The 17,468-nt window shown below is 36.4% G+C and carries 18 protein-coding genes; 12 read left to right on the top strand and 6 right to left on the bottom strand.

The window, feature by feature from the left end:
* Positions 1 to 8 precede the first annotated feature (8 nt).
* The 8 genes from ACFS6I_RS09435 (at position 9) to ACFS6I_RS09400 (ending at position 9,678) form a co-directional block, all read left to right on the top strand.
* Positions 9 to 3,152: an efflux RND transporter permease subunit gene (locus ACFS6I_RS09435; protein ID WP_380919907.1), complete on the top strand. Its 3,144-nt coding sequence runs from the start codon at positions 9 to 11 to the stop codon at positions 3,150 to 3,152.
* Positions 3,153 to 3,165: 13 nt separating this feature from the next.
* A complete protein-coding gene (locus tag ACFS6I_RS09430) occupies positions 3,166 to 4,263 on the top strand; it encodes an efflux RND transporter periplasmic adaptor subunit (RefSeq protein WP_380919905.1) in 1,098 nt (365 codons plus the stop codon).
* 13 nt (positions 4,264 to 4,276) lie between these two features.
* The gene (locus ACFS6I_RS09425; protein WP_380919903.1) at positions 4,277 to 4,720 is read left to right on the top strand and encodes a hypothetical protein; all 444 of its coding nucleotides are present in this window, start codon (positions 4,277 to 4,279) and stop codon (positions 4,718 to 4,720) included.
* A 187-nt stretch (positions 4,721 to 4,907) separates the two neighbouring features.
* Positions 4,908 to 5,348: a dihydrofolate reductase family protein gene (locus ACFS6I_RS09420; RefSeq protein ID WP_380919901.1), complete on the top strand. Its 441-nt coding sequence runs from the start codon at positions 4,908 to 4,910 to the stop codon at positions 5,346 to 5,348.
* Between the two features lie 284 nt (positions 5,349 to 5,632).
* Positions 5,633 to 6,208 carry a TetR/AcrR family transcriptional regulator gene (locus tag ACFS6I_RS09415; RefSeq protein ID WP_380919899.1) on the top strand — a complete coding sequence of 192 codons (576 nt, stop codon included), beginning with the start codon at positions 5,633 to 5,635 and terminating at the stop codon, positions 6,206 to 6,208.
* A 153-nt stretch (positions 6,209 to 6,361) separates the two neighbouring features.
* On the top strand, positions 6,362 to 7,399 hold the full coding sequence (locus tag ACFS6I_RS09410) for an LLM class flavin-dependent oxidoreductase (RefSeq protein WP_380919897.1): 1,038 nt from the start codon (positions 6,362 to 6,364) through the stop codon (positions 7,397 to 7,399).
* An 8-nt stretch (positions 7,400 to 7,407) separates the two neighbouring features.
* On the top strand, positions 7,408 to 8,244 hold the full coding sequence (locus ACFS6I_RS09405) for an alpha/beta hydrolase (RefSeq protein ID WP_380919895.1): 837 nt from the start codon (positions 7,408 to 7,410) through the stop codon (positions 8,242 to 8,244).
* 714 nt (positions 8,245 to 8,958) lie between these two features.
* Entirely contained in the window at positions 8,959 to 9,678 is a 720-nt protein-coding gene (locus tag ACFS6I_RS09400; RefSeq protein ID WP_380919893.1) for a hypothetical protein, read from the top strand.
* A 106-nt stretch (positions 9,679 to 9,784) separates the two neighbouring features.
* Here ACFS6I_RS09400 and ubiE read toward each other — a convergent pair whose 3' ends face one another.
* Positions 9,785 to 10,516 (bottom strand): bifunctional demethylmenaquinone methyltransferase/2-methoxy-6-polyprenyl-1,4-benzoquinol methylase UbiE, encoded by a 732-nt coding sequence (gene ubiE / locus ACFS6I_RS09395; protein WP_380919891.1) that lies wholly within the window; start codon positions 10,514 to 10,516, stop codon positions 9,785 to 9,787.
* 45 nt (positions 10,517 to 10,561) lie between these two features.
* The gene (locus tag ACFS6I_RS09390) at positions 10,562 to 11,155 is read right to left on the bottom strand and encodes a TetR/AcrR family transcriptional regulator (protein ID WP_380919889.1); all 594 of its coding nucleotides are present in this window, start codon (positions 11,153 to 11,155) and stop codon (positions 10,562 to 10,564) included.
* Positions 11,156 to 11,208: 53 nt separating this feature from the next.
* Between ACFS6I_RS09390 and ACFS6I_RS09385 the strand changes: the two genes are divergently transcribed.
* Positions 11,209 to 11,394 carry a hypothetical protein gene (locus ACFS6I_RS09385; protein ID WP_380919887.1) on the top strand — a complete coding sequence of 62 codons (186 nt, stop codon included), beginning with the start codon at positions 11,209 to 11,211 and terminating at the stop codon, positions 11,392 to 11,394.
* 1,216 nt (positions 11,395 to 12,610) lie between these two features.
* Here ACFS6I_RS09385 and ACFS6I_RS09380 read toward each other — a convergent pair.
* Positions 12,611 to 13,582, bottom strand: coding sequence for a hypothetical protein (locus ACFS6I_RS09380; RefSeq protein ID WP_380919885.1), 972 nt, complete (start codon positions 13,580 to 13,582; stop codon positions 12,611 to 12,613).
* A gap of 62 nt (positions 13,583 to 13,644) precedes the next feature.
* A complete protein-coding gene (locus tag ACFS6I_RS09375; RefSeq protein ID WP_380919883.1) occupies positions 13,645 to 14,001 on the bottom strand; it encodes a winged helix-turn-helix transcriptional regulator in 357 nt (118 codons plus the stop codon).
* A 96-nt stretch (positions 14,002 to 14,097) separates the two neighbouring features.
* On the opposite strand from ACFS6I_RS09375, the gene ACFS6I_RS09370 reads away from it, so the two are divergent.
* The 3 genes from ACFS6I_RS09370 to ACFS6I_RS09360 all read left to right on the top strand — a co-directional run bounded on the left by ACFS6I_RS09370 (position 14,098) and on the right by ACFS6I_RS09360 (position 16,138).
* A complete protein-coding gene (locus ACFS6I_RS09370) occupies positions 14,098 to 14,289 on the top strand; it encodes a hypothetical protein (RefSeq protein WP_380919881.1) in 192 nt (63 codons plus the stop codon).
* A complete protein-coding gene (locus ACFS6I_RS09365; protein WP_380919879.1) occupies positions 14,289 to 15,458 on the top strand; it encodes an MFS transporter in 1,170 nt (389 codons plus the stop codon). Before ACFS6I_RS09370 ends, ACFS6I_RS09365 begins: the two co-directional genes overlap by 1 nt.
* Before the next feature lie 131 nt (positions 15,459 to 15,589).
* Complete coding sequence (locus ACFS6I_RS09360; RefSeq protein WP_380919877.1) at positions 15,590 to 16,138, top strand: GNAT family N-acetyltransferase; 549 nt, start codon at positions 15,590 to 15,592, stop codon at positions 16,136 to 16,138.
* Between the two features lie 165 nt (positions 16,139 to 16,303).
* Here the strand turns inward: ACFS6I_RS09360 and ACFS6I_RS09355 are convergent, their stop codons facing one another.
* Both ACFS6I_RS09355 and folE read right to left on the bottom strand, forming a co-directional pair.
* Positions 16,304 to 16,582, bottom strand: coding sequence for a hypothetical protein (locus ACFS6I_RS09355; RefSeq protein ID WP_380919875.1), 279 nt, complete (start codon positions 16,580 to 16,582; stop codon positions 16,304 to 16,306).
* A 169-nt stretch (positions 16,583 to 16,751) separates the two neighbouring features.
* Positions 16,752 to 17,426, bottom strand: a complete 675-nt coding sequence (gene folE / locus ACFS6I_RS09350; RefSeq protein WP_206368275.1) for a GTP cyclohydrolase I FolE — start codon at positions 17,424 to 17,426, stop codon at positions 16,752 to 16,754.
* Positions 17,427 to 17,468 lie beyond the last annotated feature (42 nt).

The raw sequence follows: 17,468 nt of genomic DNA, 5'->3' as shown, positions 1-17,468 counted from the left end.
CTTCGAAAATGAATTTAATCAGATTTGCACTTCGCAAACCAATTTCCATCATGGTTATGGTATTGGGCCTTTTATTCTTCGGAATACGGGCAGCAAAAGATATACAGGTAGATATTTTACCTGAGATGAACTTACCGGTGGTTTATGTAGCTCACTCGTTTAACGGCTATACGCCACAACAGATGGAGGGGTACTTTACCAAGATGTATGTCAATATGATGCTTTTTACGAATGGAATAAAAAGTATTGAGACGAAAAATACACAGGGATTGACATTGATGAAAGTCAATTTTTATGAGGGTACTGAGATGGGAGAGGCTATTGCGCAGCTGACAGCCCTGTCCAATCGCTCACAGGTATTCTTACCACATGGTGCTCCGCCACCTTTTATCATTCGGTTTGATGCTTCATCACAACCGGTGGGACAATTGGTGTTCCGCAGTGAAACCAAAACGAATAATCAGCTGCAAGATATTGCTAATTTTACAGCACGGCCTTTCTTGATTGCCATTCCGGGGTTAACAACAGCACCACCATTTGGCGGAAGTCCACGGACAATTGAAATTAATATTGATCCCAATAAACTCCGTGTACACCAGCTTTCACCAGAGCAGATTGTGGAAATCATCAGTCGTCAGAACATCACATCACCTTCAGGAAACGTGTATATAGACGACATCAACTACTTGACACCGACCAACAATACCTTAAAGACGGTTGAAGAGTTTGGCGATATTCCATTATTCAAAGGACAGGTTGATAATGTATATTTAAGAGATGTTGCAACTGTTAAAGATGGTGCAGATATTACAGCTGGCTATGCCTTGATTGATGGCAAGCGTTCGGTGTATATCAATGTCGCCAAATCAGGAAAAGCGTCAACTTATGATGTCGTACAGAACCTTAAAAAGGTCATTCCTAATATTCAAAAAAACCTCCCTGATGATGTGAAGATTTCTTATGAGTTTGATCAGTCAGTCTATGTGATCAATGCGGTAAAAAGTCTGATTGTAGAAGGGGTCCTGGGAGCACTGCTAACGGGTTTAATGGTGATCCTATTTTTAAGAGATATGCGTGCCGCAATTATCGTGATTTTAACAATTCCGATTTCCATTATTTCAGGTGTGCTTTTTCTTAAATTATTTGGACAAACCATCAACATCATGAGTTTGTCGGGATTAGCGCTAGCCATCGGTATTCTGGTGGATGAAAGTACGGTCACGATCGAAAATATCCATCAGCACTTTGCAATGGGAAAAACAAAAGCAAGGGCCATCTGGGATGCCTGTATGGAGATCGCTTTCCCTAAATTATTGATCTTACTTTGTATTCTCGCCGTATTTGCACCTGCACTGGTGATGACGGGGATACCGGGATCGCTGTTTATGCCACTGGCTCTTTCAATTGGATTTTCTATGATCACTTCTTACCTGATGTCTCAGACTTTTGTGCCGATTATGGCCAATTGGATGATGAAAAACAATCATGTAGCGGGTGAAGTCCATAAAGAAACAGCTTTCGATAGATTTAAAGTTCGCTACTCGAATCTGTTGGGACGATTAATGGCGAGTAAGAAGATCATTGTCTCGATCAGTTTGGTGCTGATTCTAACCCTGGTTGCTGTTATGTATCAGTTTACAGGAAAAGATGTTCTTCCGAACGTCAATTCCAGCCAATTTCAGGTGCGGATCACTGCGCCTGAAGGAACGCGTATTGAAAAAACGGAAGAAAAGGTAAAGGCCGTTTTGCATCAACTGGGTACTTTGATCGGGAAAGATAAAATTGCGATCTCCTCTGCCTACGTCGGCTTACATCCATCCTCATTTGCGGTAAGTCCCATTTATCTCTATAATGCGGGTCCACATGAAGCATTACTTCAGGTAGCGCTAAAAGATTTTAAAGGGAATTCGGATGTCTTAAAAGATGAAATAAGAGCGCATCTCAAAAAAACGATGCCAGAACTTAAGCTTTCTTTCGAACCGATCGAATTAACCGAAAAAATATTAAGTCAAGGTGCGAATACCGCTATTGAGATCCGTATTTCGGGTATGATGAAGAAGATGAATGCGATGTCTGCTAATAAATTGATGGCGAAGCTTAAAGAATTGGATTACTTACGTGATGTCAAAATACCACAATCCATGAATTACCCAGCTCTGGAAATTAATATTGACAGAAATAGAGCCGCACAGTTAGGCTTAGATGCGCAGGATATTTCGAAGTCTTTGGTCGCCAGTACTGCTTCTTCACGTTATACAAGTAAAAATATGTGGGTAGGCGGTATGATGGGGATTGCTTATGACGTGCAGGTACAAATGCCTCAAAATATTTTAAACAGCCAAGATGAACTGGCGAACATTCCGTTATCTAAAAATGCGGACAGACCTGTATTAGGCGATGTCGCAACCATAACACCTGTTAAAACATTGGGCGAAAGTTATAATTTGGGAACAATGGGTTACACAACTGTAACAGCCAATATACATCAGACTGATCTTGGCCGAGCTAAAAAAGATGTACAGGCAGCAATTGATTCTTTAGGTGAACTGCCAAAAGGTGTGAATATACAAGTTGCGGGTATGGCTCCAGTTTTAGACGATACTATGAATAGCCTAGCGAGCGGATTACTGATTGCAATCGTGGTTATCTTTTTGATGCTGACAGCTAATTTTCAATCCTTCAAGGTTTCATTGACCATCTTAACCACAGTCCCTTTCGTGGTATTTGGTTCTTTGGTTTTACTGAAATTGACCGGATCAACTATCAATATGCAATCTTATATGGGGATTATTATGGCAGTAGGTGTTTCAATTGCCAACGCTGTACTATTAATCAGTAATGCGGAGACATTGCGGTTAGAAAATAAAAATGCCATGCTGTCTGCTATTACAGCAACGGGACTGCGTATCCGTCCGATCATTATGACCACTTTGGCGATGACAGCCGGTATGTTGCCGATGGCAATTGGATTTGGCGAAGGTGGAGATCAAGTGTCACCCTTAGGTAGAGCGATTATCGGTGGACTGGTAGCTTCTACTTTTTCCGTACTCATCATTTTACCCTTGGTATTTGCTTGGGTATTGGGTAAAACTAAAGTTCAATCACCTTCTCTAGATCCTGAAGATGAAAACAGTGTACATTTTAACAATTAGAAAACAGAAAGAAATGAAAAACTTAATTTATATAACACTTGTATCGGCATTTATTTTCACGGGCTGCGCTGAATCTAAAAAAGAAAATAAAGAAGAGCAGAAAAAGGAAATGGGGGGTATGATGATGATGAATCCTTTCGAAACCGTTCCTGTGAAGAAAATTAATCCTTTGGTTATCCTGAAACTAGCGGGTGAATTGCAACCTGATCAGAGCACAGAACTATTTGCTAAAGTAAACAGTTACGTTAAAAATATCCGTGTAGACATCGGTGATCGCGTTTCTGAAGGACAGATCTTGATGACGTTAGAGGCTCCTGAGATCCAGTCGCAGGTAGCAACTGCTAAAGCGAAATTTAAGGCCCAGCAAGCTGTTTATGTATCAACGCTGGCCACTTATGACCGCATGGTTAGAGCCAATCAGACTGCGGGCGCTATCGCGCGCGACGCAATGGATCAGATCACTGCCCGGAAATTATCGGATCAGGCACAATTGGCCGCCGCAGAATCAGCGTATCATGAAATCAAAAATATTGACGATTATTTAGTGATCCGCGCACCTTTCAGTGGTATCATCACGGATAGAAGTGTTGATTTGGGTGCTTATGTGGGACCAATGGGTAAATCACCGTTGTTAGTGGTTCAGAATAATCAGAAATTGCGTCTGAATCTTTCCATACCAGAAGCAAATACTCCTTTTATAAAACTGGGGGATACCATTCAGTTTTATGTGAGATCGCAACCACAACATAAATATTTTGCGAAGATAAGCCGTAAGTCGGGTAGTCTCGATTTAAAATTGCGATCGGAGAAAGTTGAGGCAGATTTTATCAATACCAATCATGCTTTGAAACCTTTTATGATAGCCGAAACACAAATTCCTTTACAAAATAGTGAAGCGACTTTCTTTGTCCCAAAATCTGCCGTTGTAGACAGTAATATGGGGATGTATGTCATTGCTGTTGAAGGTGGAAAAGCAAGAAAGATTCCGGTAAGCAAAGGACGTGTGATGCCTGAGATGGTCGAAGTATTGGGCGAGTTGGCAGAAGATACGGTGATCCTTAAAATGGGCAATGAAGAGATTCAAGATGGTTCAGCAATTCCAAATAAATAAAATATTTAAAATCATGATAAAACAATTCAACATAATAGCGATGGTGGCAATAGCCGCCATCGTACTGGTATCCTGCACGAATGAAGCACCGAAAGCAGGGGCTGCGATTAGTGGTACACCGGCTCAAAAGCATGTTCCGGTTCCAGCGTCTGCAGGAACTTCAACTCCTAAAAAAGGAGATCAGGTACCCAATAATCTGGTCTGTATGGTGAATGATGCCTATATGGGCAAACAGCAACTGGAAGTTCCGTTCGAGGGTAAGCTATATTACGGTTGTTGCGAGATGTGTAAAGAGCGTATTCCAAATGATGCCAAGGTCAGAATGGCGGTCGATCCTCACACTTTAAAGAAGGTAGATAAAGCAACGGCCTACATCGTGTTGATCGGAGATCAGGATGAAGTCGCATATTTCGAAAACAAAGATAACTACGATGCGTTTCTAAAAGCTTCGCAATAGGAAGTAGAAAGAAGGATAAAAGGTGCTTTTCATTGACTTGAAGAGCACCTTTTTTAGATCTGTATTTTGGACGATTCTATGTAAAAAGCTGTCTTACTTATGGGCAAAGTGAGATTTTACCATTCAAAATTTGTATTTTCATATTGGTATTTCAGAAAACGGGCATTTATATAAAATAAGAGCGGTAATGAAGAAAGTAATTGCAGCGATCAATATGACACTTGATGGTGTTTTTGATCATACGGCCATACAACCGGACGAAGAAGTTCATCAGCATTATACGGATTTATTAAAGGATTCAGAGGTCATTCTATATGGTAGAATTACATTTGAGCTTATGAAATATTGGCAGACGTTTTTAAAAGATCCTTCAGAAGAAAAATCGATGAATGACTTTGCCATAGCAATAGATCAGATTCCTAAAATAGTCTTTTCAAATAAACTGAAAGATACGGATTGGGATACCGCAAGATTAGCAACTCAGGATATTGAAAAGGAAGTTTTAGTTCTGAAAGAAAGTTCTGAGAAAGATATTTTACTGGGCAGCAGGAGTATGATTAATCAACTGATGAAATGGGATCTGATTGATGAATACCAGTTTTGTGTGCATCCGCTTATTGCTGGTTAGGGCTTGTCTCTGTTTGAGGAAATGCATGATCGAACTGTACTTAAACTCATCAAAACCAAGATTTTTAGCAGCGGTGCGATCATCCTCTACTATGAACCGCTAAGGGGCTAATTGTATTGCTAATTACTTCTCCAGGCCTAGTCAGAATACTCATTTGTCACTTAGTTCGCTTTAAGTTTCCTTTGAAAAGAAATCCAAAATCAATGTAACTACTGCTAGATTGATTTTTCAATAAATAAATTTAATTGGAATAATCGTTCTAATTACATATTTTTGTGCTCGATATGGCACGCAACAAGGAATTTGATCCAACAGAAAAGTTAGAAAAAGCACGCGCTTTGTTTTGGGAAAAGGGGTATCATGCCACTTCAATGCAAGACTTAGTAAGCCAAATGAAGGTGAACAGGGGTAGTATGTATACGACCTATGGAGATAAGCATCAGCTCTTTGTGGAAAGCCTTCAGAATTATGCTTTGGAAACGTATAGTGCATATAAAAAGGTTGCGGCTGGAGAAAATTCGGCGCTTAAGTGCATTGAGCTCATTGTTCAAAAAGCAATAGAACGATCTTTTGAAGAAGATAAAGTTTGCATGATCGTCAAGTCTTCTTTCGAAATGGCACCTCACGATGAAGAGGTTAAAGTCTTATTAAAAAAGCTAAGTAATTCGCTGATAACCATTTTCCAAGAATTCATTGAAAAAGCGCAGCAAGCTGGTGAGATTTCTGCGGGTAAAGATGCAAGACAATTGGCGCAGTTTATCGTTGGAAATTTTGCAGGTTTATGGCAGATGCAATCTTTATATAATGATAAAAAAATGGTGGAGCAAATGGCAGAAAATATGCTTGCAATTTTGAGATAATATTTTTTTTAGGGGGGAAAGCGATTTTTTTTGTTTATTAATAGAACGATCGTTCCATTAATAACAAAGTCGGTCTTATGGATAAAAATTAAAACTTTAGTTTTTTATTGCACAATAATAGAATGATTGTTCTAAAATAATAGTAAAAATAATATGGAATTAGGAATTAGTATGTTTGGTGATTTGCACATTGATCAGGTGACCGGAAAGATGCAATCTGCTAAACAGCGGTTAAAAGAACTTATAGAAGAGATAAAACTTGCTGATGAGTTGGGAATTGATGTTATCGGAATAGGAGAGCACCATCGTCCAGAATATGCAGTACCAAGTCCGGAAATTGTCCTTGCCGCAGCGGCAGTGGTAACAAAAAACATTAAATTAACCAGTTCGGTTACAGTCTTAAGTTCATCAGATCCCGTGAAGCTCTATCAGAATTTTGCGATGGTAGATCTGCTATCTGACGGCAGAGCAGAACTAATGGCAGGAAGAGGAAGCTTTACGGAGTCTTTTCCTCTTTTTGGCTATGACTTACAAGATTATAGTGCTTTGTTTGAAGAGAAGTTGGATTTGTTATTAGAAATCAATAAAAATGAAACCATTAATTGGAAAGGCCGTTTCCGTGCTCCTTTAGAAAATCAGCAAGTATTGCCTAGGACGGACAATAGTAAGCTTACTGTATGGGTCGCGGCAGGAGGAACACCCGATTCTGTTATTCGCGCAGGCAGACTAGGACTGCCCTTAGTATTTGCCATTGTTGCCGGTACACCTTTGTTAAGATTCAAATCGCTCTATGAGCTGTATAAAAATACCTATCAGCAATTTGGACATGATATGGCACAATTTCAAGTGGGAATGTTTTCACATGCGCTATTTGGAGATAATAGTAAGGAAATCGCTTCCTATTATTATCCTCTTTACGGAGCGCAAATGGACCGTATTGGAAGGACCAGAGGTTGGTTTCCATTTCAACGAGAACAATATGACTTTGGAAGATCTCGAGAGGGTGCATTGTTTGTTGGCGATGCACAGGAGACAGTAGATAAAATAATATATGCGCATGAGTTATTTGGCATTACACGGTTTTCAGCACACTTGGATGTAGGAGCGCCTTCGCATGCACACCTGATGAAATCAATAGAAATATTTGGAACTAAAATAGCTCCAAAAGTAAGAGAAGCATTAAAGAAATAATTAGCACAATGAAAGAGATAAAAAAAATAAAACTTTGGGGTGGTAATCCCCCAACTCATAACGAGTTGTTCGATACGGAGATTGTAAATTCAGAAGAGATTTTGGAAATTGTCAATATTACCGAGCCGGAGCTCACCATCTATAGTCCAGAAGAAGCAAACAATACAGGTGTCGCTGTGATTATTTGTCCCGGAGGTGCTTATGCTGGCCTAGCTATCACCAGTCAGGGCTATGATTTTGCAGATTGGTTAGTGAACTTGGGTATTACTGCAGCAGTTCTGAAATACAGAATGCCTAATGGTCATCAAGAAGTTCCGCTGGATGATCTTCAGGAATCAATTCGATATTTACGTAAGAATTTTAAAAATTTAGGTATAAATAAAAATAAGATCGGCGTAGCTGGTTTTTCAGCGGGAGGACATCTTGCAGCATTAGCATCTACATTATTCTCACTGGAAGGTATCAGCACCCGTCCTGATTTTTCAATGTTATTCTATCCTGTTATTTCTATGGGTTTACATACACAAGAAGATACCTATCAAAATTTATTGGGTAAACAGCCATCACCAGACACAATAGGAAAGTATTCCTGTCAAAAGCAGGTTCGTGCAGGTACTCCGCCTACGTTAATTTTGGTTAGTGATGATGATACGGTGGTTTCTCCACTTAATAGTATTTTGTATTATGAAGCATTGAAAAAGCATAATATTCCAGCAACCCTTTACCTATTTCCTCAGGGAAACCATGCGTGGGGAATAAAAGGTAATAATATGTTTGGTGAAAAGTTTGACTATTTAGAAGAGGCAAAAGTGTTAATCATGAAGTGGCTCCTTTCTTATTACTAAACATTGCCTCTTAAAAAAAACTGAGAATCTATGTACTTCGATTTGCTCCAAGAATGTTAAACACTTTTTTGGGGCATTTTTTATGGATATCAGTCAACATACTGTATACCGGCGATATGGATTAAACATTAATTGCGATAATTGACAGTATAAATTATTTAATAAAGTATATTTATCCTTGTTTCACTTGGAAATGGGAAATACAAAAGAAGACACAAAACATTCAAATCTGACAAACCATAATATTGATCAGATTTTACAATATGTACTAACATAAATAACGAGCACCAATATTTAGTAATAACTTTTCTAAAAACACTTGTAAAGAGAAAGATGACACAGAGAGCAGCTATACCATGTCCTGAATGTGACAGAGAAAAATATTTTGAGGGACTGTGCTATTCTTGCAAAAACAGAAAGTTGCGAGAACATTATGAATCGATGAGCAGAGGCCAGATTTTTGAAATGGTTGAAAATATTATTGCAAAAATTGAAACCATTGACAAATGAGAAGAAGTCTATAAAGATTTCTCTGGATTACTGGCTTATCAGGACATTGATACAAGTAAAATTGCTGACGCAGCATTTGAAAAAAAGATCTTTTATCCGCCAACCTTATATAGAAATGCATCAGATGAAATCCAAGATCAATTAATTGCATTAATCTGTACTCCTGATTGTGCATATGCAGGCCATATATTAAGTTGTCTTGCCGTGGTAGGTGGTGATAAAGTAAGAAAGACTTTCTATGAATTGGAGAAAAATCAACTGCCTTGGCGTAAAAATCTGTATGTAGATCCTTCATTTTATGCCGCATTGGGCGGATGGACTTTTGATCAAGCAGGAAACAAGGTTCAACTTAATTATGAAACGTGTTATTCACTTTTAGAAGATGAACAACATGGAGATGATGCAGTCAAAGTAGCTGTGCCAAAAAATGAGAATTGTCAGATCTGTAAGTGTCAAACGGTCGATATATTAACCCTAAATGGAAACGACGAACGGCTATCATTTCTTGGATTACCAGGGCTTGTAAAAATTCCGATATGTCCGAATTGTGCAAGTATGTGTGAAAAGACAATAGTTCGTTACCAAATTGATGGAGAGAGCACTTTTGAGATCGTAGAACCGTATACAGAAGAAAACTATTTGTCTTTAGCAGATTTTAAAGAATTGACAACAAACAAACTGGCGCTATCAATTTCAAAAAAACCGGTATATTTTGCTTGCGGAAATGATGATGTATCAATAATAGGAGGGAACGCAGAATGGGTGCAAGATTGGCAATATGAAAATTGTCCTGACTGTCAAAAGGAAATGAAATTACTAGCGGCTCTTTCTTGGGATCAAATCATGAACGGTTCAGAAGGAACACTTTATATTGAAATTTGTACAGATTGTTCTCTTGTCGTAACTTTTCACCAACAAACGTAAATGAAATATTAGTTTTTGTTCCAACTGTGAAATATAATCCCATAAATGGGCTTCCTGTTGAATTGTGCTGCTGATCTTCACATTTCAGCAGGAAGGTAGCTTTTTATTATTGCTTTTTACCAACATAAATGGTGGCAGCACCAAAAAGTTGTGGATAGGCTTTTACTTTAATAAAGCCGGATTCTTCCAGTATCTTCAAGAATTTATTTCCAGAAGGGAAGTTTATAGCCGATTTGGATAGGTAAGCATATGCATTTTTATCTTTGGAAAAGATTCGGGCTATCCTTGGCATGAGGTGTTCCGTATACAGGAGATATCCAAATTTTATTAATTTATTTGAGGGAACCGAAGTTTCTAAAATAACAATCGTTCCGTCAGACTGCATTACTCTATACATTTCTCCAAGTCCTTTTTCAAGGTTTTCAAAATTCCTTACACCGTAGCTGATATTGACTATATCAAAAGAACAATCAGCAAAAGATAAAGATTCAGCATGCTGTACTTCAGTGTGAATGCGTCCGTCTAATTTATTAGCACTAATTTTTTCATTTGCGATCTTAAGCATTCCTTTTGAGATATCAACGCCGATTATATTTTCAGCTTGCGTCTTTCCTAAAAGAATTGCCATATCGCCAGTCCCGGTTGCGACGTCAAGTATGTGATGGGGATGACATTCTGAAACTATTTTTAAAACTTTACGTCGCCAACTTTTATCCATCCTAAAGGTGATAATATTGTTTAGGAGATCATACTTTTCGGAGATGGTATCAAACATGTGTTCAACCTGTTTACTTTTTCCTTCTGTCGAATCTAAATAAGGTGTAATTTTTGAGTTCATATTTTTTAAGTGATGCCGGTTCAATTAAAGTTGAATTATTATAGGTTACTGTGCATGTGTGAAATAGGGATACATTAAAGCCTTAATGGAACTGACATAGGATTCATATGCCTGGAGACCTTCAAGTTTTTCATTAATCAAGTTATGTGAGGGCCAAAAGTCAACCACAATAAAAATATTGTTGATCAGATAATCCCACACTTCTTCAGGGATATCATTTCTTAACACTTTCTTTTGAACCATCAGATTAAAGAAACGTTTGGTTTCCTTTTTTCGTTTAATCACTATTGCGGCATAAGATTCGCGGATCGAGGGAATCCATAAGGAGATTTCAACAAAGTTTATGAATATAAACTGATAACGGCTGAGGAGCTTATAAAAATCTTTGAAAATAGTAAATACTAATTCCATGTCAACACCTTCTACATAGTTTTCAAGAGAAGCCATTAGCACATCTGATTCTTCAATAAGGCGATCAAATAAGGCTTGTATGATATCCTCCGTATGTTTGAAGTGATAATGTAAATTCCCTGCACTGATACCCATTTCTGTGGCGATGTGGCGGGTACTGGTATTACGAAGACCTCTGGTATTAAAGACCTGCAATGAAATTTCAAGAATGCGTTCTTTTGTATTCATATTCAAAATTAGAACAAAAGTTCTAATTTTGAATATATTTTTTACTTTTGTGTATGAAAACGCAAAAAGAGAACTGGTTCATAAGAAATCTTAAAGATATTCGAGAAACTATTTTTGGTTTTAATACCACAGATAGTACTTTGAAAAGAGCCAGTAAAGTTATGGGATGGTATATGTTTTTAACCTTGATGACATGTGGAATAGCCGCTACCTTGATCGCAATTTCTTTTGCACATTAAAGCAATACTCATCTGACCCATTCTTGCTGTTTTATGGTTTATCGTGGATTCTTATTCGATATTGCAGGCAGACTGGACAGCCAATCCCGGTTTTAAATAACTGGTTGACAGATTTTGTCTTTGTTCCATTAATCGCATATATCGCATTTTGCGTTGGCAATCTCCTTTTAACTTTATTCAGCACACCCCATTATTATCCATTATATCAGATACTCGTATTAGCTTTTTTCGTTTCCATTGTTTTTGAATATATCATGCCTCAATACACCAATTATAATGTCAGTGATCCAATAGATACGCTGTGTTACTTCGCAGGTGGATGCTTTTATTATTTCTGTCATCAAAATTATTTGAAAAGTAAATTTAGCTAACGATTATCCATAAGATTCTCGATTAATACGAAAGGACATAATCTAATTTGGAATATTTCACCCTTCCTTGAAAGAGAAAAAATAAATGTTTTTTGGGAATTAATGTTAGATATTATCTAAATTGAACAAACTCTAAGATACTACATAAATTTAAAATTCTCAATATCAATAGGATAGACTTGATAGCATCAAAAGGATCTAGGATTTAAAGAGATGATAGCTGAGGTAATTAAAAATCAATTTAGAAATGAGTACATATAAAATCTGGATTACTATCTTCATTAATTTAATAGTAAGTGCTTTGTATTTTAAACAGATTTTATACAGCGCGAATCTGTTTCCGATACTTAAAACGAAAGAAATATTATTGACACCATTTTTATTATTTTACACAGTATTAGGAATCGTAATCTGTCTTTTTCTTGATAAAAAAATAGTTAAAAATCAGCATATTACTTCAGTTATTTTATTGATGGTTATACTTGGTTTTTTGATTTTCCCAGTTTCGTTCCTACATCATAGAAGTGGATACGAACTTGCATTACCGTTCTTATCAACCCTTGTAGAGCCCATTAAAGTCAAGTACTTATTTGGCCAATCTATCAAAGTTTTATTGCAGAAAAGCATTGTTCTGATGGTGATCAGCTTTTGCTTGCTCTTTTTTGTATCCTTCTTTTTTAATATGGATTCGACCAATTATCTTTATGCTTACGGAGGAATGTATTTCCTGATGTTGGCAATTTTAGACTATTACTTTCATCAAATAAAGTTCAGCTCTCAACCACATTGATTTTTTAAGGTTATTGAATGCTTATGATCCTTTGCTAGCGCAACATATATCAATGCTAATAAATCTCAAATGCGGTTTTTCCTTTTGGAATATGCAACAAGTAATCTAATTCAGATTCTATTAGATTTTCATTCTTATTAGATGTATACATTAATGCAGATGCTTCTCGATAACCCTTTTCTCTCTTAGTACTTTTTAGTCCGATCAATTTACCATCTCCATAGAAAACCAATTCATAATGATCAATTGGTATGAATGTAAGATTTTCAGCATGGACGATATTAGTCAATTTTTCCAAGGCGTCCTGTACTTCGTCTTGATCAAAATACTGTGAAATAGCCTGGTCCTTTATTTTATTGTAAGAAAATCGTGCGATTTTATCCAAATCTTTAGCCTTAAAAGCAGATTGAATCATTTTATAGGCCTCAAGAACTTTAGCCTCCAGTATTTTTTTGTCAAAATCTCGTAAGTCCTGACTATCTTTCCAACCGTTTATCCTGTAAGGTACTTGTGCAAGTTTAAAGTTCATTATTTCTTCAAATCGCTCTTTTCCTGAACCTTCAAATAGATGATCTTTATTTTTTGGGTTGCTGTATACAAACAAGCTATCCTGTTGCTTTTCAACAGAAAACCTATCCGTATTTTCATAAGACTCAACTTTTAGATCAAACAAGGTCTGATCATTAAATTTTCCTTGATCTTCGCGAGGATATAGTACAACCTTTAAAGTATTGGTACCATCTAAAAGATATGGATTGATCTCATTGCCTGTACTAAATGATTCATTGTTAAAGCTTTTTACAACTTTTCTGTCATTGACGAATATTTCAAAATTGCACATGCCATTTGTATGATAAATGACATATCTCGGCTCTTTGGGAAAATGCTTTACATGCTGTAGTACTTTTACTATTATATTTTCTGAATTAATTTCCGGGTTCTGTTTCAGGTTTACTGGATTATTGGAACTCGCAGAACAACCCAGTATAATATATATGATTGTTAATAGTAAAATGTATTTTTTCATATCATTAAGTTTTCTATATGTAGATTTAAAGCACTTTCTAATTAAGATTTAGGAGTCCTAATTTATAGATCCAGCTTCTTATGCTTTGCACCCCAAGATTCTAACTGTCTCCATATAGGGATCAGGTCGCAGGCAATCGCAGTGAGTTCATAATCAACCCTCGGTGGTACTTCTGCATAAACGGTGCGCTTTACCAATCCGTCCTTTTCAAGGTCACGCAAATGTAGTGTCAGCATGCGCTCCGTTATACCACCTATTTGATTTCGTAATTCACTGAATCTTAGTTTCCCATGCTCCAGTTTTCCTAAAATGAGGATTTTCCAACGACCTCCAATCTTACATATGGCATACGCTAGATCACATTGGGTAATGTATTTTTCGTTATGCATATTCGTCGAATTTTCCTTTCTTTTCCCCATTACTTACAAATTTGTTCGTACCATACATTTGATTGTGTACCATGCAAAAGTAGTTATCAACGGATAGATTTGCAATCTAAATTAAATTAAGATTATATGCAATTATCCAAACAAGTTAAACAGCGGCTAGCTTATTTACAAAATATTGAAATCTCACAAAGAGTAAATCCTGAAAAAGCACGTCAAGATCTTCTCGAAAAAGAAATACCACTTTCACGAATTAAAAAATACACTAAAATTTTTATGCAAACTATTGATGGATGTTTTACAACTAAAAATTCCTTATAATGAAAAAATTTGCATACATCGGCTGTTTAGGTTTTCTGGCCGTCATCACCACAGAATTTGGTATTATTGGTATTTTACCACAAGTTGCTACCCATTATCAAATTAGCATCGATAAAGCAGGGTATTTGTTGAGCGCGTTTGCATTAGTCATAGCGTTGACAGGCCCATTCATGACTTTATTAGCTTCTCGTTTCGACCGAAAGAAAGTAATGCTTACCGCTATTGTTATTTTCTTGATAACCGGCGTTATATCATCATTTGCTCCACCGTTCTGGCTTTTGATGCTAGTACGGATATTACCAGCATTTCTGCAACCTGTTTACATTGCAACAGCTTTGGCGGTTGCGGTCTCCACAGCTGATAAAAAACATGAAAATGAATTAATGAGTATTGTATTTAGTGGAGTAGCTATTGCGATGGTTACAACAGTTCCATTTGCGACCTGGTTGGCAAGTCTATATTCTTGGGAATACTCATTTGTCGTACAGGCAATTGTAAGTATTATAGCCTTAATAGGGATCTACTTGGTTCTACCATCGATGCCTCAAAAAGAAAATAAATCTTATGCAAGCCAATTGAAAATATTGACCCGGCCAACCTTCATCATCAGTACGGCAATGAACTTTTTTATGATTACTGCTTGGTTTTCTACTTACAGTTATTTTGCAGAATATTTAGGCAAAGCAAAGGATATGGATAGTGCTATGATTAGTTATATGCTATTTCTGTTTGGTTTTGTTGGTGTTTTTGCCAATTGGATTGCTGGCAAAATGCTTAATAAAGATATTACAAAAACCGTTGCTTTTTTTCTTTCAGGGACTATTTTGATTCCGATTTTATTATATTTTTCGGGAGATAATCTGATTGGAAATAGCATTGTCATCGGTATTTGGGGATTTCTGTATGCACCAAGTTTTCTCAATGCTTCCACTTATATGATTTCATCAGTACCAGATAGTTTAGAATTTGCAAACAGTTTGGCAACATCATTTGGCAACTTAGGAGTGACATTAGGTACCACAGTTGGCGGTTGGATCATCGTGACAAAAGGAGTGATCTACAATCCGTGGATAGGACTTGTTTTTGGAATTCTAGCCTTTTTGATGATGGGTTTTAGAGCAACTTTAGAATCTAGATACAAGCATAAAACAGTAAAGCGCTCTTTATGATCAATTTTTGGATACTTTCAAAATTAGCATTATTGAATCTTATTTCCTATTGCACATTTACGATGATTTTTGTTCACCATATGGCTGTGCATGAAAAATATTTATAATTTTACGGAAATATAAAACTAAATATGTTAAATATAGATTTCTCCACGTTTCCAGAATTGGAAACAGAAAGATTGAAACTCAGACGAGCTGATTTAAGCGATATTAATGAGCTATTTGCGCTGCGATCTGACACAGAAATAATGAAATACATTCCTCGACCTCTAGCTACAACTCTTGATGAAATGTCGGAATTTGTAAAATTAACAGACGAAAAAATCAGCAGTAATGAAATGATCAATTGGGTTATTACTTTAAAAGATAATCCTAAAATGATCGGTACAATAGGTTTTTATTATATTAAACCCGAACATTACCGTGCAGAAATTGGTTATATGTTACTTCCAGAATTTCAAGGGCATGGTTACGTTACTGAGGCAATTACTACAATAGTTAACTATGGTTTTATCGAAATGAAACTACATTCAATTGAAGCAGTAATTGATCCCGAAAATGTAGCCTCTGCCAAAGTATTAGAGAAATGTAATTTTATTAAAGAAGGATATTTTAAGGAAAATGAGTTCTACAATGGACAATTTTTGGATACTGTCATTTATTCGAAAATAAATGGATAAGTGACATACTAAGTATGAAGCTAAAAAAGCCATGTATATTACATGGCTTTTTAGCTTTAAAAGCATATTTCATTATCCTTTTTTTGAATCAACAGGTAGCATTAAATATGCTTCTGATATCGTGTGCAAACTATAGGCAGTCAAGCATAACTGATAGCCTATAAATTATTTCAATTCAATGATTTTATTATTATCCATTGCTTCTTTAACCTCTTGTTCAATCGAAATTGTAAGTTTCGAAAATATCGTAAATGCTAATAGTACGATAAGTGCAACCGGAAATATAATTCCGATAATTATTGCAAAGAGCAATGAAATGCTCAAGTACACTTTTCCAGTACTAGAAGAAACTTTTAATTTAGAATTTTTTAGCGAATCAAATGCTTTTTGAAAACCATTTGTGATTGTTTTGCTATTGATGTCGAAGATTGTTTTAGTTTTCATGATAAATCTGTTTATGTATTTGTTTATGATTCAAAAGTAGTGCTATTGCGTTTCAAAGCTTAGTGGAAATAGGTAGGTGAAGGAAGAAAATCGGTAAACCATTATTTTTTAGCGGTCAGTAGGAGTAACTATTTAGCTATTTCGTATTTATACATAGTAGAGGTATGATCTATTTTAATAAGTTTAAAAACTCATTCCGCTTTGTCTCTGAGGAAAAAATGCCACCATATTCAATGGAAGTTGTACTACTTGTACTGTCCTTAATACCGCGAGCAGATACACAAAGATGCTCGGCATGAATCACCACAATGATATCATCGGTCTGTAGAGCTGATTTCAATTCATTATATATCTGTAAGGTTAATCTTTCCTGCACCTGAGGTCTGTGTGCATAATAATCGACCACACGATTAATTTTAGAGAGACCAATTACCTTATTCTTTGCAAGGTAACCGATGTGTGCAAGTCCTACAATGGGTAGAAAATGGTGTTCACAGGTTGAATTTACACGGATATTCTTTTCAATCAGTATTTTATTATAATCATATTTATTGACGAATGTAGAAAGCTTTGGTTTATTTAAAGGATTGAGACCATAGAACAATTCCTTTATGTACATTTTGGCAAACCGGTAGGGCGTGCCACTTAAACTATCATCATGTAGATCTAACCCAAGTTCCCATAATATTTGTTGAAAAAGTTCGGAAATGCGATTCATTTTCTCTTCATCAGTTCTGAGAAATGCATCCGGTCGTAAAGGCGTTTCAATTGAAGTCATGGCATGTTGATCTCCGATATCCTCTGTATTGGAGATTGTTTCTGTTTGTGATAATGAATTCATCATGATTTATACTGTTGCTATATTAATTCGAAGTGCTATTATTAA

Source organism: Sphingobacterium anhuiense (assembly GCF_042686355.1).
Lineage (GTDB): Bacteria > Bacteroidota > Bacteroidia > Sphingobacteriales > Sphingobacteriaceae > Sphingobacterium > Sphingobacterium anhuiense.
The sequence above is the reverse complement of the archived record's forward strand: the minus strand, read 5'-3'. Positions and strand labels throughout refer to the sequence as shown.

Coding starts and splice junctions, on each gene's coding strand:
- ACFS6I_RS09360 (WP_380919877.1), top strand. CDS start 15,590: ATGTTAAATATAGATTTCTCCACGTTTCCAGAATTGGAAACAGAAAGA.
- ACFS6I_RS09355 (WP_380919875.1), bottom strand. CDS start 16,582: ATGAAAACTAAAACAATCTTCGACATCAATAGCAAAACAATCACAAAT.
- ACFS6I_RS09385 (WP_380919887.1), top strand. CDS start 11,209: ATGAAAACGCAAAAAGAGAACTGGTTCATAAGAAATCTTAAAGATATT.
- ACFS6I_RS09365 (WP_380919879.1), top strand. CDS start 14,289: ATGAAAAAATTTGCATACATCGGCTGTTTAGGTTTTCTGGCCGTCATC.
- ACFS6I_RS09390 (WP_380919889.1), bottom strand. CDS start 11,155: ATGAATACAAAAGAACGCATTCTTGAAATTTCATTGCAGGTCTTTAAT.
- ACFS6I_RS09435 (WP_380919907.1), top strand. CDS start 9: ATGAATTTAATCAGATTTGCACTTCGCAAACCAATTTCCATCATGGTT.
- ACFS6I_RS09380 (WP_380919885.1), bottom strand. CDS start 13,582: ATGAAAAAATACATTTTACTATTAACAATCATATATATTATACTGGGT.
- ACFS6I_RS09420 (WP_380919901.1), top strand. CDS start 4,908: ATGAAGAAAGTAATTGCAGCGATCAATATGACACTTGATGGTGTTTTT.
- folE (WP_206368275.1), bottom strand. CDS start 17,426: ATGATGAATTCATTATCACAAACAGAAACAATCTCCAATACAGAGGAT.
- ubiE (WP_380919891.1), bottom strand. CDS start 10,516: ATGAACTCAAAAATTACACCTTATTTAGATTCGACAGAAGGAAAAAGT.
- ACFS6I_RS09405 (WP_380919895.1), top strand. CDS start 7,408: ATGAAAGAGATAAAAAAAATAAAACTTTGGGGTGGTAATCCCCCAACT.
- ACFS6I_RS09425 (WP_380919903.1), top strand. CDS start 4,277: ATGATAAAACAATTCAACATAATAGCGATGGTGGCAATAGCCGCCATC.
- ACFS6I_RS09430 (WP_380919905.1), top strand. CDS start 3,166: ATGAAAAACTTAATTTATATAACACTTGTATCGGCATTTATTTTCACG.
- ACFS6I_RS09415 (WP_380919899.1), top strand. CDS start 5,633: ATGGCACGCAACAAGGAATTTGATCCAACAGAAAAGTTAGAAAAAGCA.
- ACFS6I_RS09410 (WP_380919897.1), top strand. CDS start 6,362: ATGGAATTAGGAATTAGTATGTTTGGTGATTTGCACATTGATCAGGTG.
- ACFS6I_RS09370 (WP_380919881.1), top strand. CDS start 14,098: ATGCAATTATCCAAACAAGTTAAACAGCGGCTAGCTTATTTACAAAAT.
- ACFS6I_RS09375 (WP_380919883.1), bottom strand. CDS start 14,001: ATGGGGAAAAGAAAGGAAAATTCGACGAATATGCATAACGAAAAATAC.